This is a genomic window from Clostridium sp. Marseille-P3244 (assembly GCF_900120155.1).
In the GTDB taxonomy this organism is placed as follows: Bacteria; Bacillota; Clostridia; order Lachnospirales; family Lachnospiraceae; genus Mediterraneibacter.
On record NZ_LT635549.1, the window covers coordinates 1,679,557 to 1,695,819 of the forward strand.

14 protein-coding genes are annotated in these 16,263 nt (G+C 46.2%); all 14 read left to right on the plus strand.

Annotation, left to right across the window (positions count from 1 at the left end; all coding sequences use genetic code 11):
* Positions 1-16 precede the first annotated feature (16 nt).
* The 14 genes from BQ7367_RS09875 to BQ7367_RS14840 all read left to right on the plus strand — a co-directional run bounded on the left by BQ7367_RS09875 (position 17) and on the right by BQ7367_RS14840 (position 16,254).
* Entirely contained in the window at positions 17-694 is a 678-nt protein-coding gene (locus BQ7367_RS09875; RefSeq protein WP_328586525.1) for a ComF family protein, read from the plus strand.
* A 74-nt stretch (positions 695-768) separates the two neighbouring features.
* Positions 769-1,173, plus strand: coding sequence for a hypothetical protein (locus BQ7367_RS09880; protein ID WP_072525281.1), 405 nt, complete (start codon positions 769-771; stop codon positions 1,171-1,173).
* Positions 1,170-2,231, plus strand: coding sequence for a hypothetical protein (locus BQ7367_RS09885; RefSeq protein WP_072525282.1), 1,062 nt, complete (start codon positions 1,170-1,172; stop codon positions 2,229-2,231). The genes BQ7367_RS09880 and BQ7367_RS09885 overlap by 4 nt, the downstream gene beginning before the upstream one ends.
* A gap of 71 nt (positions 2,232-2,302) precedes the next feature.
* Positions 2,303-3,166 (plus strand): diadenylate cyclase CdaA, encoded by an 864-nt coding sequence (cdaA, locus tag BQ7367_RS09890; RefSeq protein ID WP_072525283.1) that lies wholly within the window; start codon positions 2,303-2,305, stop codon positions 3,164-3,166.
* A complete protein-coding gene (locus BQ7367_RS09895; RefSeq protein ID WP_072526168.1) occupies positions 3,163-4,446 on the plus strand; it encodes a CdaR family protein in 1,284 nt (427 codons plus the stop codon). Before cdaA ends, BQ7367_RS09895 begins: the two co-directional genes overlap by 4 nt.
* A gap of 34 nt (positions 4,447-4,480) precedes the next feature.
* On the plus strand, positions 4,481-4,756 hold the full coding sequence (locus BQ7367_RS09900; RefSeq protein WP_072525284.1) for an HPr family phosphocarrier protein: 276 nt from the start codon (positions 4,481-4,483) through the stop codon (positions 4,754-4,756).
* 45 nt (positions 4,757-4,801) lie between these two features.
* Positions 4,802-5,719, plus strand: coding sequence for a sugar phosphate nucleotidyltransferase (locus tag BQ7367_RS09905; RefSeq protein WP_072525285.1), 918 nt, complete (start codon positions 4,802-4,804; stop codon positions 5,717-5,719).
* Positions 5,720-5,764: 45 nt separating this feature from the next.
* Positions 5,765-7,315 (plus strand): LCP family protein, encoded by a 1,551-nt coding sequence (locus BQ7367_RS09910; protein WP_072525286.1) that lies wholly within the window; start codon positions 5,765-5,767, stop codon positions 7,313-7,315.
* 214 nt (positions 7,316-7,529) lie between these two features.
* Entirely contained in the window at positions 7,530-9,290 is a 1,761-nt protein-coding gene (locus tag BQ7367_RS09915; protein WP_072525287.1) for an NTP transferase domain-containing protein, read from the plus strand.
* Complete coding sequence (locus BQ7367_RS09920; RefSeq protein ID WP_072525288.1) at positions 9,287-10,162, plus strand: NTP transferase domain-containing protein; 876 nt, start codon at positions 9,287-9,289, stop codon at positions 10,160-10,162. Before BQ7367_RS09915 ends, BQ7367_RS09920 begins: the two co-directional genes overlap by 4 nt.
* Before the next feature lie 13 nt (positions 10,163-10,175).
* Complete coding sequence (locus tag BQ7367_RS09925; protein ID WP_072525289.1) at positions 10,176-11,081, plus strand: choline/ethanolamine kinase family protein; 906 nt, start codon at positions 10,176-10,178, stop codon at positions 11,079-11,081.
* 31 nt (positions 11,082-11,112) lie between these two features.
* A complete protein-coding gene (locus BQ7367_RS09930; protein WP_072525290.1) occupies positions 11,113-12,054 on the plus strand; it encodes a DMT family transporter in 942 nt (313 codons plus the stop codon).
* 287 nt (positions 12,055-12,341) lie between these two features.
* Complete coding sequence (locus BQ7367_RS09935) at positions 12,342-12,944, plus strand: GerMN domain-containing protein (RefSeq protein ID WP_072525291.1); 603 nt, start codon at positions 12,342-12,344, stop codon at positions 12,942-12,944.
* 46 nt (positions 12,945-12,990) lie between these two features.
* Entirely contained in the window at positions 12,991-16,254 is a 3,264-nt protein-coding gene (locus BQ7367_RS14840) for an N-acetylmuramoyl-L-alanine amidase (protein ID WP_072525292.1), read from the plus strand.
* The last annotated feature ends 9 nt before the right edge of the window (positions 16,255-16,263 follow it).

Genomic DNA, 16,263 nt, shown 5'->3' on the forward strand with positions numbered 1-16,263 from the left:
AGAGCGGACTTTAGACTTGCTTTATCCGCCGGTATGCCCTTTCTGCGGAGCAATTTCTCCGCCGGGGATCTGCGCAAAATGCAGGGAGAAAATCATATATGTGCAGGAACCCCGCTGCATGCGCTGCGGAAAGCCTTTACAGGATGAATCAGAGGAATACTGCCGGGACTGCGGCAAAGAAAAATCCTGGTTTGTTCAGGGACGGAGCCTGTGGCTGCACCGGGACCCTGTCCCGTCTGCAATTTACCGTTTTAAATATCAGAACAGAAGGCATTTTGGAAAAATTTTTGCCGGGGAACTGAAGGAAAATTATGGATGTCAGATCAGAAAATGGAAGATCCATGAGATCATCCCCATCCCACTGCATACTTCGAGGAGACGCAAACGGGGATTTAATCAATCGGAAATCATAGCAGGAGAGCTGGCTCGCCTTACGGGGATTCCGTGCCGTTCGGATGTGCTTTTCCGGATCAGGAAGACAGTGCCGCTGAAAGAGCTTGACAGAAGGGGAAGGGCCCGGGAGCTGTCGGGAGCTTTTGCTGTTGCAAAGAACTGGAATGCTCCCGAAAACGTACTTCTTATCGATGATATTTACACGACCGGGGCGACGCTCCAGACAGCTGCCAGAATGCTACGGGCGGCGGGAGTTCAAAATGTCTACTTTTTGACCGTAAGCATTGGACAAGGTATCTGAGTATATGATATACTAATTCATAATGACTAAAATAATAGATAAAAGTAATACACAGAAGGGACGTGCAGGACGTTATGCTGGACAAAAAGAAGATACGTCTGATGACCAGAGCCGCGATCTATGAGAAAGAATGTGGAGATGAAGATATAAAGATCAACAGTTATTACAGGAAAGATTACTCTACACTGAATACGTGGATCACACTGATCTGGGTGACAGTAGGGTTCGCGCTTTTGGCAGGGCTGTTGTTCATCGGCTATGGCGAGCCTCTGATGGAAGATCTTACTTTCGTGAAACTGTTCATTCTGCTGGCTGTGGCTGTGGGAGCGTATCTGGCCCTGCTGATCATATATGGTATCGGGGCAGGCAGTTTTTATAAGAAAAAACATATCCGCGCGAAACAGAGAGTGAAAAAGTACATAAGAGATCTCTCGCGGATCGAGAAGATGAATGATAAAAAGGAGATAAACAGGTCATGAGTACATTACTTGTCTGGAGAGAAAGGCTGCAGAAAATATATGCGGCATATTCCATTTATATTCTTAAGGGAACACAGTTCGTGATGGGGCTGATCCTTTTTGGACTGATCAATTCAAACATCGGTTTTATGGAAATGGCTTCCTCCATTTTCTGCACAGTCGGTCTTGCGGTGATCTGCACGTTTCTTCCTGTGATCGTGACGGTCTTCGCGGCGACAGCTCTGATTCTTGTGCATTTTTACGCACTTTCCCTGCCGATTGCCATAGTATCACTGGTGATCTTTCTGCTGATGTATATTTTTTATTTCCGCTTTACTCCGAAAAAGGCATGGCTGGTCCTTATATCCGCGATCGCTTTCGGACTGAAGATCCCTTTTGTCGTTCCGGTGGCGTTTGGCCTTCTCGGAACTCCTGTCTGGATCGTTCCGGCAGCCTGCGGAATCATTTCTTTCTATATGGTAGATATCGTAAAGGCCTCCGCGGCAGCGCTGAAAAGCGCGGACGCGGACGGGATGATATCGAGCCTGACAAGCTTTACGAGACAGATGCTGACAGGAAAAGAAATGTGGCTTATGATCGCGGCTGTCCTGATCGGGATTCTGACTGTCAATCTTGTACGAACACGCGCTATCGATCACGCGTGGAAGATAGCGTCCGCGTCCGGGGCAGCGGCCTGTGTGATCGTCGCGTCTGCAGGAAATATTGTTTTAAATGGAAGCATATCATATGTGGTGATAATCGTGAGCGCGGTGCTGGGCGTGGCTGTGGGACTGGTACTGGAATTTCTTTTCTTTTCTGTTGACTATTCCAGAACAGAAACCGTTCAGTTTGAAGATGATGAGTACTACTATTATGTAAAAGCAGTACCGAAAATCGGTGTTTCTGTCCCCAAAAAGAGAGTAAAGCGCATTACAGGCGGACAGTCTCAGATGACCACAGTCATTGACAGGGGGACGCCGGACTCGTTGAAAGAACACACGGGTGATACCGATGATATTCTGCTTACAAGAAGTCTCAGCAAGGAATTGGGGCTGGATGAGGATAAGACAGAACAATAAAAGGTCTGGATACATAACAGAAAGCTCCGGCAGCAGGGAGTGTACCGGGCAATAAGGTGGTGAGACACAGCATGATAGACTGGATCAAAAGTTTTTTAGACAATTATACAAACGGCATGTACTTTCCGAATCTACAGATCATGGATGCGATTGAAATCCTGATCCTGACAGTGATCGTATATGAGATCATGCTGTGGATCAAAAATACAAAAGCATGGATGCTCTTGAGAGGGATTATCATGCTGGGAGTCTTTATACTTCTGGCATGGATCTTCCAAATGCATACGATCCTGTATCTGGCGGCACAATCTATCAATGTACTTGCTGTAGCGGCTGTTGTCGTATTCCAGCCTGAACTTCGCCGGGCTCTGGAAAAACTGGGAGAGAAGAATCTTCTCAGTAATATTAATCCTTTTGACAGAAGCAGAGAGAATCAGAGATTTTCTGATCAGACCGCGGACAGTATCGTGGAAGCCTGCTATGAGATGGGAAGTGTCTGTACAGGCGCTCTTATTGTTGTAGAGCAGGCTATCCAGTTAAATGAGTATGAAATGACGGGTATCGAATTGGATTGTAAAGTGTCCTCTCAGATCCTGATCAATATTTTCGAGCATAATACTCCGCTTCATGACGGAGCTGTTATCATCCGAGGCAACAGGATCACATCTGCCACCTGTTATCTCCCTCTTTCGGACAATATGACTATCAGTAAAGATCTGGGAACAAGACACAGAGCGGCTCTTGGCATGAGTGAAGTGTGTGATGCTCTCGTGATCGCTGTGTCAGAGGAGACCGGACTGGTGTCGGTCGCGATGGGAGGAATCCTTACCCGGGGAGTGAAGCGGGAAGAACTGCGGGAAAGGCTGAGCCGGATTCAGTATAGGAGTTCTGAACCTAAGAAATTCACTATACGGAAAGGATGGCGCAGAAGATGAAGAAGTACAGAATCACAAACAATCTGGGCCTGAAGATTATAGCGCTAATCTTTTCCGCGTTTCTGTGGCTGATCGTAGTCAATTTTGACAATCCGGTTACAGGAGAGACATATAGTAATATTCCTGTGACAATCGTGAACGACGACATCATAACATCCGCGGGCGACGTATATCAGGTCGTAGGCGAGCAGACAGTAAGCGTAGTAGTCTACGCAAGCAGACAGGTACAGCAGGAGATACACAGAGAAGATATCGTGGCGACGGCGGATATCCGGGATATGGATACCAGTACAGGGCTTGTGCCCGTTAAGATACAGATCCCTGATTATGCCGGTGACTATGAATCGGCCGAGTCTATTCCGCCCAATATTCAGATACAGCGGGAAAAATCAGGAAAGAAAGTACTTTCTTTGATCGTGGATACGGATGATACTACACCGGCGGAAGGGTATATGCTGGGGAATATGACAGTCAGACCTGAGACTGTTACCATAACGGGAGCGGAATCAACGCTCGAACAGATAGACAGGGCAGTGGCTCAGATCGATATAGGGGATATAACAGAAGATACTCAGGTAACAGCCGATCTGATCCTCTATGACGTGTATGGAAATGTGGTGAGCCAGGGACAGCTTGAGAACAATCTGGGGGAGGACGGGATCACGGTTTCTGTGGAAGTTCTGGAGATGAAAACAGTGCCTGTCGAAGTAGAGGTCTCGGGAACGCCGGCGGAAGGATATGAATATACCGGAAGCAGGATTGAACCGGAGAGTGTCCAGATCTGCGGGAAAAGTGACGCGTTGAAAGAGGTGGAGTCGATCAGAATTCCGGCTTCTGTGATTGATATCAGTGATGCGTCAGAACCATTGGAAAGAACGATAGATATTACCCAGTATCTTCCGGATGGTGTCAGCCTGACGGATGACAACGCGAAAAATATTACGATCACTGCGATGATCGAAGAATCAGGAACCCGGACCATAGATTTCCTTGTAAGTTCCATAAAGATCAACAATCTGGCGGAAAATCTCCAGGTCAGCTACGAGCCGGACGCGGAGATCAGATTCCGTTTCAGCGGAGAACAGAATGTTTTAGAGACACTGGATATCAGCAATGCAGTGTCTGTGGATATGTCGGAATGTACTACGCCGGGCACCTATACGCTTCCTGTGAAGGTAGATGTGCCTGACGGAATCACTCTGACGGAAAATGTGACGGTCCGGCTGACAGTGGAGGAAAAGCAGGAAGAAGAACAGAACGGCGCGGAGAATACCGGCTAGTCTTGAACAAGAAAATACAAGGAGTGGATACAGAATGGTTAATGGCAAAGTGAAGATCAAGAATCCAACTGGCCTTCACCTGAGGCCGGCTGGTCTGTTCTGCAAAACAGCCATGCAGTTTGAGAGCAAGATCACGGTGTGTAAGAAAACACGTCATGAAGATGTGACAGCGAATGCGAAGAGCGTCCTGAGTATACTTGGAGCATGTATTAAAAGTGGAGATGAGATCGAGATCATCTGCGAAGGAAAAGACGAAGAAACGGCGCTGGAAGAGATGGTCCGTCTGGTGGAAGACGGACTGGGGGAATAGCAGGAAAGCAGAAAATACTCAATTGAATTTAGGAGGAAGTAATCCATGAGCAAAGCGGCACTTGTGATCATGGCGGCCGGGATCGGGAGCAGATTTGGCGGAGGACTTAAGCAGCTTGCACCTGTTGGGCCTAATGGTGAGATCATAATGGACTATTCTGTGTATGACGCAGTGGAGGCCGGATTTGACAAAGTCGTATTTGTTATCCGAAGAGAGATGGAGAAAGAATTCAGAGAAGTCATCGGCAGTCGGATCGAAAAACGGGTTGAAACCTGCTATGCATATCAGGAACTGGATGATATTCCGACAGAATATGCCGGAAAATTTGCAGGCAGGACAAAGCCCTGGGGGACCGGACAGGCCGTTCTTTGCTGCCGGGATATCGTAGATACTCCGTTTTTGGTGATCAATGCGGATGATTATTACGGGAAAAGTGCGTTTCATGAGGCGTATTCTTATTTGACAAGCATTCCTGATACTGGTAAAATACAGATCTGCATGATCAGCTTTGTGCTGAAAAATACTCTTAGTGCCAATGGCGGGGTGACCCGCGGAGTGTGTCAGGTAGACTCCGACGGTATGTTGACTAGTATCAGAGAGACACATAATATTGAAAAGGACGGATGCCGCGCGGTGATCCGGACAGAGGGTAATATGAAAGAACTGGATGCAGACGCTCCGGTCTCCATGAATATGTGGGGACTGACGCCGGAATTTTTCGGGATCCTAAAAGAAGGGTTTGATACCTTTTTGAAGGAAACACATCCTGAGGACGTAAAGGCTGAGTATCTGTTGCCGACGATCATCGGGAGCCTTTTGCAAAAAGGTGATCTGGAAGTAAAAGTCCTGAAATCAGAGGATCAATGGTTTGGTGTAACCTACAGAGAAGACCGTGAGGCCGTGGAGGAAGCGGTGGCACGGCTGATACAAAAAGGAGTTTATCCTTCTCCGCTGTATGTCTGATGTAGTGGATAACAGGAGTAAGATAAGTAAGAAAAGGGTTTTGGCATGGCAAAGAAGCACAAGCCGGCGGAATCAGCCGGACGAAAGAATAAAACTGCAGGAACGCATTCAAGGCGGTCCAGGCGTAACCGATTCGGAAATTTTTGTCTGATCCTTCAGGCTCTCATCAGTGTAGCGTTTATGGGAGTGGTGATACTGCTCAACATGCTTCCGATGAGATATCTTGTGCTGGTGGGACTTGTGCTGCTTTTTCTGTGGTGTATTACTCTTACATCACAGGCTCTCCGGCGAAGGAGAGGCGTAATAGGAAAGGCATACAGTCTGCTGGCGATCCTGATTCTTTCCATAGGAACTTATTATATTGCGAAAGCGAATGATGTGCTTGGAATCATCACAAGCGGAGGATTTAAGACAGACCGTATGGTAGTCGCTGTACTTGAAAATGATCCGGCAGAGACACTGGAGGATGCCGCGGATTATTCCTTCGGAGTCCAGTTTGAACAAGGTACAGAAAACATGCAGGCGGCCGTGACGGAAATCCAGAATCAGCTGGAGACGGACATAGCCATGACAGAGTACAATTCTGTACAGGAACAGGCTCAGGCACTGTTGTCCGGGGAGGTTCAGGCAATCCTATACAATCAATCCTATACGGAATTAATGGATCAGTCTGTGGAAGGCTACAGCAGTCAGATCAAGATCATATACCGGCACGAAATCCAGACGGAGCTGAATCTGGGGGGCTCTGCCGAGGATGACAGCCTGACGAAGGAACCGTTTACTGTATATATAAGTGGACTTGATGTATACGGTGACGAAAGAGATGGGGAGAACAGAGATTCTGAGCGCAGCGACGTGAATATTATCGCGGTTGTCAATCCTACAACCTATCAGATCCTGCTTGTTACGACCCCAAGGGATTATTTTGTGCCGATACCGGGCGTGTCAGGTGGAATGAATGATAAGCTGACTCACGCGGGAACCTATGGAATTGACGTTTCAATGGCAACTTTGGGCGAACTGTATCAGACAGACATTAATTATTATGTGAGACTGAATTTTTCTTCTCTGATAGAAATTGTGGATATCCTGGGCGGTGTAGATGTATATTCTGAATATGCATTTACTACAGGATGGGAATCCGGTTATGAGATGGAAGTAGCACAGGGATACAACCACTTCAACGGCGAACAGGCCCTGGCGTTCTGCCGTGAAAGGCACAATCTGGCAGACGGAGACAATCAGCGAGGCAAGAACCAGCAGGCGGTCATCACTGCAATGCTGAAAAAAGCGCTCTCACCGACGATGTTGCTGAAAGCGAACAGCATCATTAATGAAGTCAGTCGGGATATAGAGACCAATATAACGCAGGGACAGTTGACTTCTCTGGTGAAATATCAGCTTGATACAGGCGCCGAGTGGACGATCCAGTCTGTCGCGGCCACGGGATATGACGGGCAGGATTATTCATACTCCATGCCGGATACTCCGGTATATGTGATGTATCCGGATGAAGAGGTGGTAAATAATATTATCCATCTTGCAAATGTAGTGGAAGAGGGAAGGACGCTTACAGAAGGAGAATTGTTGAATTAAAAAAGGTGTTTATAACCTGATAAACATAGAAAATTTGTAGAAGAATAACTACGTGAAACCGGGACGCTCCCTTTTAAGCAGACAAGTGAAACAAGAAAACTTGTTACTTAGAAGGGAGTTTTTCATAAACAAATTTTTTATAAAACGGCTTGCAAAACGCAGCGAGGCGTGTTAGTATACATGTAAGTTCATAAAAAGGAGAAAATAGAAGTACATGAACATACAAGAATTGGATTTGATAAAAATCCTTTCAGACATACAGTATTCCACACAGAGAGAACTGGCAGAGAGTACGGGGTATTCGCTGGGTAAGATAAACAGTTCTCTCAGAAGGCTGGAAGAGCTCGGATATTTGAACAGGGATAAGCAGCTAACGCAGAAAGCGAAGGATGAGATCCGGGACAAAAAGCCTCAAAACGCGATCATTCTGGCTGCCGGATTCGGCATGCGTATGATCCCGGTAAATCTGGAGGTTCCCAAGGGACTGCTGGAGGTCCATAAAGAACGCCTGATCGAAAGAGTGATCAGGCAGCTTCATGAAGCAGGGATCCGGGAGATCTACATTGTTGTGGGATTTATGAAGGAGCAGTACGAATATCTGATAGATAAATATGGCGTCCGGTTAGTTTTCAATGAGGATTATAAGACAAAGAATAATCTGTTTTCCCTGAATAAAGTGGCAGATAAGATCGGAAATACTTATATCATTCCATGTGATATATGGTGTATGGAAAATCCGTTCTCAGAAAAAGAAATGTATTCCTGGTACATGGTCACAGACGCGGAAAGCGCGGAGAGCACCGTGAGAGTAAACAGAAAAAAAGAACTGGTGTGTATCAGAGGTGATGAGACAGGTAATCAGATGATCGGTATTTCATATATTCTCAAAAGTGACGCGGAATATCTCAGGGAGAAAATGAAGGATCTTATCCGACAGAGAAGGAGCAAGGAGATGTTCTGGGAAGAAGCTCTGCTGGATGAGACAAAAATGTTTATAAGGCCCAGGGAAGTGTCGAAAGACAAAGTGCGGGAGATCAATACTCTGGAGGAACTAAAAGATCTGGATCACGATTCCCTGCACCTGGAAGCCGGTATCCTGAAAATTATTCAGGAGGAACTGGACTGTGGGCTGGATGACATCCAGGAGATCACACTTTTAAAAAAGGGTATGACCAACCGGTCTTTCCTGTTTTCCTGCAAAGGGAAAAGATATATCATGAGGATCCCGGGCGAGGGAACAGATCAGATGATCAACCGGAAAAATGAGTATAAGACTTATCAGGAACTGAAAGGAAAGGGAATATGCGATCCGGTCATTTATATGGATCCGGCTGCCGGTTATAAAATGACCGCTTATCTGGAGAACGCCAGAGTCTGTGATCCTCAGAACGAAAAAGACGTAAAAAGAGCAATGGATTATCTGAGGGGCTTCCATGAACGGAAGCTGCAGGTGGAGCACACTTTTGATCTGTTCAGACAGATGGAATGGTATGAATCCCTGTGGAATGGAGCGAAATCCGTGTATGTGGATCATGAGGAGACAAAGAAGAATGTATATCTTCTAAAAGAATATGTGGATAGGCAGCCTAAGACCTGGGCGCTGACCCATATCGACGCAGTCCCGGACAATTTCCTGTATGCAGGGGAAGATACGTATCTGATCGACTGGGAATACGCCGGAATGCAGGATGTCCATGTGGATATCGCGATGTTCGCGGTTTATGCACTGTATGATAAAGAATGGGTGGATAAACTGATCGGATTCTATTTTGAGAACGGCTGCTGTAAGGCAGTAAAAGCAAAAATATACTGTTATATTGCCATCTGCGGGCTGCTGTGGAGCAACTGGTGCGAGTACAAAAGAATGCTGGGCGTTGAATTTGGAGAGTATTCTCTGAGACAGTACAGATACGCAAAAGAATACTTCCGGTACGCGCGGCAGGAGATAAAAGAGATGGGAGGAAGAGAGCAATGAAATATCAGGCAGACAACGCGATCATAATGGCGGCCGGTATGTCCAGCAGATTTGCTCCTCTTTCCTATGAAAAGCCAAAAGGACTGATGACCGTAAAAGGGGAGGTGCTGATCGAGCGGCAGATCAGGCAGCTGAGGGAGGCCGGTATCGATGAGATCGTTATTGTTGCAGGATATAAAAAGGAATGTTTTTACTATCTGAAAGAAAAATCCGGCGTGATCCTGATCGACAATGACGATTATCTGACAAGAAATAATAATGGCAGTCTGTATGTGGCCAGAGATTATCTCAAGAATTCATATATTTGTTCTTCGGATAATTATTTCATAATAAATCCATTTGAAAAAGAAGTGGATAACTGCTATTATGCTTCGGTCTATGTCCATGGCAGCACAGAGGAGTGGTGTATGGATACAGATGAGAAGGGGCGTATCACAGATGTCAGGATCGGAGGGAAAGACGCCTGGGTGATGCTGGGGCATACCTTCTGGACAGAAGAATTCAGCAGAAAATTTACGGAGATCCTGCTGGATGAATATGACAGGCCGGAGACAAAAGGCAAGCTCTGGGAAAAAATTTATATGGAACACATCAAAGAACTGGAAATGTATATAAAAAAATATGGCGATAACCAGATTTTTGAGTTTGACTCTCTGGACGAACTGAGAAATTTTGATGAAAGTTACCGGGAAGACACAAGATCACCCATATTGAAAGACGTGGCAGAACGGCTGAACTTAAAAGAACAGGATCTGACAGATCTGGCTCCTCTTTCCGGGGAGAGGGGAGAACCTGAAGGATTTACTTTCCGGACGCCGGATGGAGAGTATATCTATTTTTACAAAAACGGCAGGATAGAATATAAAAAATAAGGAGAGAACAGAGATGGAAAACAGGCCGGTTTTAAAAGAAGATCAGGCAACGATAAAAGAATTGACTGAAAAGTATTTCGCAGACCAGGAGATCCGGGAAATCAGACGTCTGGGGGGCCTGACCAATCATACGTACTGTGTTATGCTTACTTCCGGGAGATATGTTTTTCGTCTTCCCGGAGAGGGTACCGAAAAAATGATCGACAGACAGGATGAGAGAGTCAGTACGGAACTGGCCTGTCGGTTAAAGATTGACGCACCTCTTATTATGTTCGATGAAAAGACAGGAATTAAGATCGCAGAATATATTGAGGATTCAGAAACGATGTCTCCGAAGACACTCCGGAGCCGGGAAAATATAAAAAAAGCGGCGGAACTGTTAAGAGAGCTGCATTCCTGCGGAGGAGACACGAAAGTAGAGTTTGATGTATTCGGGATGGCAGAAGAGTATGAACAGCTTATCCGCTCTTATGAAGTTGCGCTATTTGAGGATTATGAGGATATCAAAGAGAAGGTGGCAGTTATAAGGAAAAAGATGCAGGGACAGTATCCACTTGTTCCGTGCCATAACGACCCTTTATGCGAAAACTGGATCAGGACAAAAGACAGGATGTATCTGATCGATTGGGAATATGCAGGAATGAATGAAGGAATGTGGGACGTGGCAGATGTAGCGATCGAGGCCCATATGGATGAAAAAGCAGCGGATTTTCTTTTGGATACATATCTGGGGCATAAAGCGGACAGAGATGAAAAAATGAATTTTATCGCAAATGAGATCTATCTCGATTTTCTCTGGTCACTGTGGGGAAAGACGCGTGTGCCGTTCGATAAAGAGATGATGGAGGAGTATGCCAAGGAACGTTACGTACGGTTGAAAGAGAATATAAAAAGGTTTGAAGCATATTGTAATTTGTAATAGGTTCATAGAAAGGTTTTGGAGGATTAATATGATTACAGGATTAACAGCAGGTATCTTATGGGCACTTGATACGGTTATTCTGGGGATTGCACTGGCGATGACACCTTTCGTATCAACAGAGCAGGCGGTTTTTCTGGCCCCTTTTGTGAGTACGTTTATTCATGACTTTTGTTCTTCCCTGTGGATGCTCCTTTATATGGGCATTAAAAAGCAATTAAAAAATGTAATACGTGCATTAAAGACCAGAAGCGGCAAGTTTATCGTTTTGGGAGCTCTTCTGGGAGGCCCCATCGGCATGTCCGGATATGTGGCGGCTATCAATTATATAGGCCCTGCATATACAGCAATCATTTCCTCCATGTTTCCGGCACTCGGCGCATTGCTCTCCTACATATTTTTGAAGGAAAAGATGACCCCGATCCAGCTTGTTGGTCTGGCATGCAGCATCGGAGGCGTGATCGTACTGGGCTATACTCCGGGGGAGAGTGTGGTGACGAATTTTACTCTGGGAATATTCTGCGCACTGCTCTGCTGCGTGGGATGGGCTTCTGAAGCGGTCATATGTGCCTACGGACTGAAGGATCCCAATATCAGTGATGAGCACGCACTGCAGATCAGGCAGATTACCTCAGCAGTGTTTTATGGAGTGGTCATCCTTACGGTGCTGGGAGGATGGGACTTTACCCTTGATATCGCATTTACGCCGACTTCCGCGATTATTTTACTGTCCGCGTTATTCGGTACAGCGTCTTATGTATGTTATTACCGGGCTATTTCCACAATCGGAGCAACCAAGGCGATGGCACTGAATATCACCTATTCCGCGTGGTCTATTATCTTTTCCATCATACTTCTGCATACTTTGCCGGATTTAAAGAGTATCATCTGTGGGATCGTGATCGTACTGGGATCTATTATCGCGGCAGGCGATGTGAAAGAGTTTTTCACCAGGACAGGACGGAAAGTATAAAACGGGTGATTTAGAAGGGGGTTCCCGACAGCCGAAATACAGGCTGTATGGGAACCCCCTCTGTTTGTACTGGCGACGAGCCAAAGTCCGGGCTTGCCCGAGACCTTGGCGACCGCTTACAATCCCGGAATGTGCCATTTGGCACTTCCGGTGATTGTTTGCGGCAGAATGATCGAAAGAGGTGGAAGTAACATGTCAAATTTTGTCATTGAAAAGATACGCATTAGTTGATATTATTAATATGTTGGAGTATGGATAGCGATCAATGATAAGGGAGAGTGGATCATATGAAAAAACGTCGTTGCTTGTTGATATGTATGGCCGTGATGGTATGTTTTTCGGTTATTTTTTTAGCAGGATGTGGCAAAGACACAGAGGAGCCGGACGAGATAAAGACAGAAGATCCCGAGAAAGAGGAGGAAGAGCCGTCGGATTCTGAATCAGATGAGTCGGATGAGTTCGATCAGTCAGCGGAAATCCTTGAAGAGGAAGAAGCATCCACGGAGGAGCCCTCCGAGACAAGGACGGTTACATTGTATTATGTTGATGACCAGACTGCGGAAGTGACAGGAAAAAGTGTGGAGATCCAGAATGAACGGGATATCTGGAATGCCCTGATTGAAAACGGGATCCTTACAGAAGACTGTGAGCTGCTCAGCCTGAGTATCAGTGAGGGAGAAAAAAAGATAGATTTGGACTTTAATGCCGCGACCGGTGACCGGATCCGGAGTATGGGAACTACGGGAGAAACCCAGATCATTGGATGTATCGTCAATACATATCTCGAGGCATATGGATGTGATGGGATCCGTCTGACAGAAGAAGGGCAGCCCCTTCAGACATCACATGGAGCCAATTATGACGGATACAGCGGAATGGTAGCATTTTAACATTTGGATTGAATAAACAGGAAGATTGACAAGAGGTGCAGACAGAATGAAAAAGAAATTTACGAGAATTATTGCCGGACTTTTATTTGCCGTCATGGTTGCAGGAAGTATTCCTGCCGGAGCAGTATCTGCAGCTGAAATAGAAGCAGGTGAAATACAGAAAACGGGACAGGGACAGGCCGAAGCGGAAACTTCAGAAAATTTGCCGGAAGAAGGGAATACCGGAGAAGTGACGGACAAAACGGAATCTTCGATGGGAGGACAGACAGATCCAGAGCAGAATGATGCTGATAAACAGGAGTCAGACACAGAAATACCGGCCTCTGGGTCAGAAGACACAGAGGAGAGAACAGAAGAAGACGAGACGCCAGAAATTTCAGATGGAGCTTTGACAGAAGAAGATTCCCGGGATAAAGGTAGTGAAGCCGAAGAGATTGAGGATATTGAAACTGGCGGGATTGATTTTGTTTATATCGAAAGCCCATATCTTGAGACACCCGGTACTCAGAGGATTGTTTTTTCCTTTAATCAGGAGATAACCGGAACAGATGAGATTACTCTTACTGTATCGGATGAAAGCGGAAATACGGAAGAATGGGCTTTATCCAGGCAGGAAGGAAATTTATACCTGTTTGAAAAAGAATATACAGGCGATGCATATACCGGTACATATCATGCAGTATCATTGAATTTATACGGTGATGAAGAAAAGTCTATCATCCTGGAAGAAACGGGAGTGACCGCAGAGTTCGGTGTGAACGAAGCGTATGAAGGAATTGAGGAACTCCAGCCTGTTGACGGAACATCACAGGAAACAGGTGAGTCCTTACTGGAGGCTTCTGTTGTTACAATTGATGAAAACGGAGTGACGGAAGCTCAGGACAGTATAGCAGACGCGCTGAGCACGGTAAGTGCTCAGACGGCTGAGGCAAACGGGATCAGTACATACAGCCTGAATGACAGTACAGAAGCGCGGTCGGCACGTTCCGGCGATATCGTGGTAGCTCTTGATCCGGGACATGACGCCAATGATGCCGGCGCTCAGGCAAACGGATTGAAGGAGGAAGTACTGACTCTTAAGATCGCCCAATACTGCAAGGAGGAACTGGAGCAGTATTCCGGTGTGTCTGTATATATGACAAGGACTACAGCGGAGTGTCCCTACAATTGTACCAGTGCGGGGAGCTGTATCCGGCAGAGAGTTCAAGCGGCAGCAGCGGCGGGAGCTCAGATTTATGTAAGCCTTCATCTGAACGCGGCAACAGCCGCCAGCGCAAACGGTGCAGAAGTGATTATTCCTAACACAAGCTGGCGGCCGGAACTTGCAACAGAGGGCGAAGAACTGGCAGAAGCTATCATGAGTGAACTTTCAGATCTGGGACTGAGCTGGAGAAGGATCTATGCCCAGAACACGACAGTGGGGGAAACTTATGAGGACGGTTCCATCTCCGATTATTTTTCTGTACAGATTTACTGTAAAGAAAACAATATACCGGGGATCATTGTGGAGCATGCGTTTCTTACAAATGCCAGTGATGTGAACAATTTTCTGAAGACAGATGAGGGCCTTAAGAAACTTGGCGTGGCGGACGCCACCGGAATCGCGAACTATCTGGGGCTGAGCAAAGGTTACTGGGAGACGGACAGTGCGGGAAATACATATTATTATGAGGGCGGACAGAAAGTCTATGGCGGTAAGAAAATAGGAAATGCCTGGTACTATTTTGATCTGACTACAGGAGCTATGTACCATGACCGGTGGAGGGAAAAACAGGACGAGTGGTATTACTATGATTCAGAAGGACATCTTGTAACGAATCTTGGCTTGAAAATAGGAGGATACTGGTATTATTTCAAGTCGAGTGGAGCTATGATGTGTGAGGAGTGGCGTCAGAAGCAGGGCGAATGGTATTACTATGATTCAGATGGCCACCTGGTGAAAAATACAGGATTAAAAATAGATGTTTTCTGGTATTATTTCAAGACAAGCGGAGCCATGATGCAGTCGGAGTGGCGGGACAAAGAAGGCCAGAAGTATTATTATGACGAGAACGGTCATCTGGTATCGAATATCGGCCTGAAGATAGGGGGATACTGGTATTACTTCAAGTCGAGCGGAGCCATGATGCAGTCGGAGTGGCGGGACAAAGAAGGCCAGAAGTATTATTATGACGAGAACGGTCATCTGGTATCGAATATCGGCCTGAAGATAGGGGGATACTGGTATTATTTCAAGACAAGCGGAGCCATGATGCAGTCGGAGTGGCGGGACAAAGAAAGCCAGAAATATTATTATGACGAGAACGGTCATCTGGTATCGAATATCGGCCTGAAGATAGACGGATACTGGTATTATTTCAAGACAAGCGGAGCCATGATGCAGTCGGAGTGGCGGGACAAAGAAGGTCAGAAGTATTATTATGACGAGAACGGCCATCTTGTGACAAACCTTGGTTTGAAAATAGGGGGATACTGGTATTACTTCAAGTCGAGCGGAGCCATGATGCAGTCGGAGTGGCGGGACAAAGAAGGTCAGAAATATTATTATGACGAGAACGGCCATCTTGTGACAAACCTTGGTTTGAAGATAGGGGGATACTGGTATTACTTCAAGTCGAGCGGAGCCATGATGCAGTCGGAGTGGCGGGACAAAGAAGGCCAGAGGTATTATTATGACGAGAACGGCCATCTTGTAGTTGATCAGGTTTTGACTATCGATGGTGTAACTTACTATTTTGGCACATCGGGAGCTGCAAGCGAGGATCTGTCAGAGGCCAAGTATGAAATAGCGGGAGAAAGTTCCGCAACAGTACAGGATCTGATTGATTATTATGAAAATAATTCCCCCATCGAATTCCCGGCAGAAGCACTGGAAAAAGGTGGTGTTTCTACCTTAAGAGATTTCTGTCAGATTTATTATGAGGAATGTGAGACAGAAGGAATAAAGGTTGAGGTTGCGTTTGCCCAGGCTATGCTGGAGACAGGGTTTTTGAAGTTTGGCGGGGACGTAAAGATTGAACAGTTTAATTTTGCCGGATTAGGAGCTGTGGGAGGCGGCGCGGCAGGTGCCTCCTTTCCGGATGTACGTACCGGAATCAGAGCTCATGTTCAGCATCTGAAGTGTTATGCGAACAGTGAGCCTCTCAATAATCCCTGTGTGGATCCTCGCTGGGGAGACTGGCTGAGGGGAAAAGCACCGTATGTGAGCTGGCTGAGTATACCGCACAATCCGAACGGTACAGGCTGGGCGACAGACGCAAATTATGGAATTAAATTAATGCAGGGTATTGAAAAGATACTGAATAATTAAAAGCTAAGA

Bases quoted from the DNA above. Each gene is read 5' to 3' on its own strand.
- BQ7367_RS09925 (WP_072525289.1), top strand. From the start codon at position 10,176: ATGGAAAACAGGCCGGTTTTAAAAGAAGATCAGGCAACGATAAAAGAA.
- BQ7367_RS09920 (WP_072525288.1), top strand. From the start codon at position 9,287: ATGAAATATCAGGCAGACAACGCGATCATAATGGCGGCCGGTATGTCC.
- BQ7367_RS09885 (WP_072525282.1), top strand. From the start codon at position 1,170: ATGAGTACATTACTTGTCTGGAGAGAAAGGCTGCAGAAAATATATGCG.
- BQ7367_RS09900 (WP_072525284.1), top strand. From the start codon at position 4,481: ATGGTTAATGGCAAAGTGAAGATCAAGAATCCAACTGGCCTTCACCTG.
- BQ7367_RS09895 (WP_072526168.1), top strand. From the start codon at position 3,163: ATGAAGAAGTACAGAATCACAAACAATCTGGGCCTGAAGATTATAGCG.
- BQ7367_RS09915 (WP_072525287.1), top strand. From the start codon at position 7,530: ATGAACATACAAGAATTGGATTTGATAAAAATCCTTTCAGACATACAG.
- BQ7367_RS09910 (WP_072525286.1), top strand. From the start codon at position 5,765: ATGGCAAAGAAGCACAAGCCGGCGGAATCAGCCGGACGAAAGAATAAA.
- BQ7367_RS09935 (WP_072525291.1), top strand. From the start codon at position 12,342: ATGAAAAAACGTCGTTGCTTGTTGATATGTATGGCCGTGATGGTATGT.
- BQ7367_RS09880 (WP_072525281.1), top strand. From the start codon at position 769: ATGCTGGACAAAAAGAAGATACGTCTGATGACCAGAGCCGCGATCTAT.
- cdaA (WP_072525283.1), top strand. From the start codon at position 2,303: ATGATAGACTGGATCAAAAGTTTTTTAGACAATTATACAAACGGCATG.
- BQ7367_RS09930 (WP_072525290.1), top strand. From the start codon at position 11,113: ATGATTACAGGATTAACAGCAGGTATCTTATGGGCACTTGATACGGTT.
- BQ7367_RS09905 (WP_072525285.1), top strand. From the start codon at position 4,802: ATGAGCAAAGCGGCACTTGTGATCATGGCGGCCGGGATCGGGAGCAGA.
- BQ7367_RS14840 (WP_072525292.1), top strand. From the start codon at position 12,991: ATGAAAAAGAAATTTACGAGAATTATTGCCGGACTTTTATTTGCCGTC.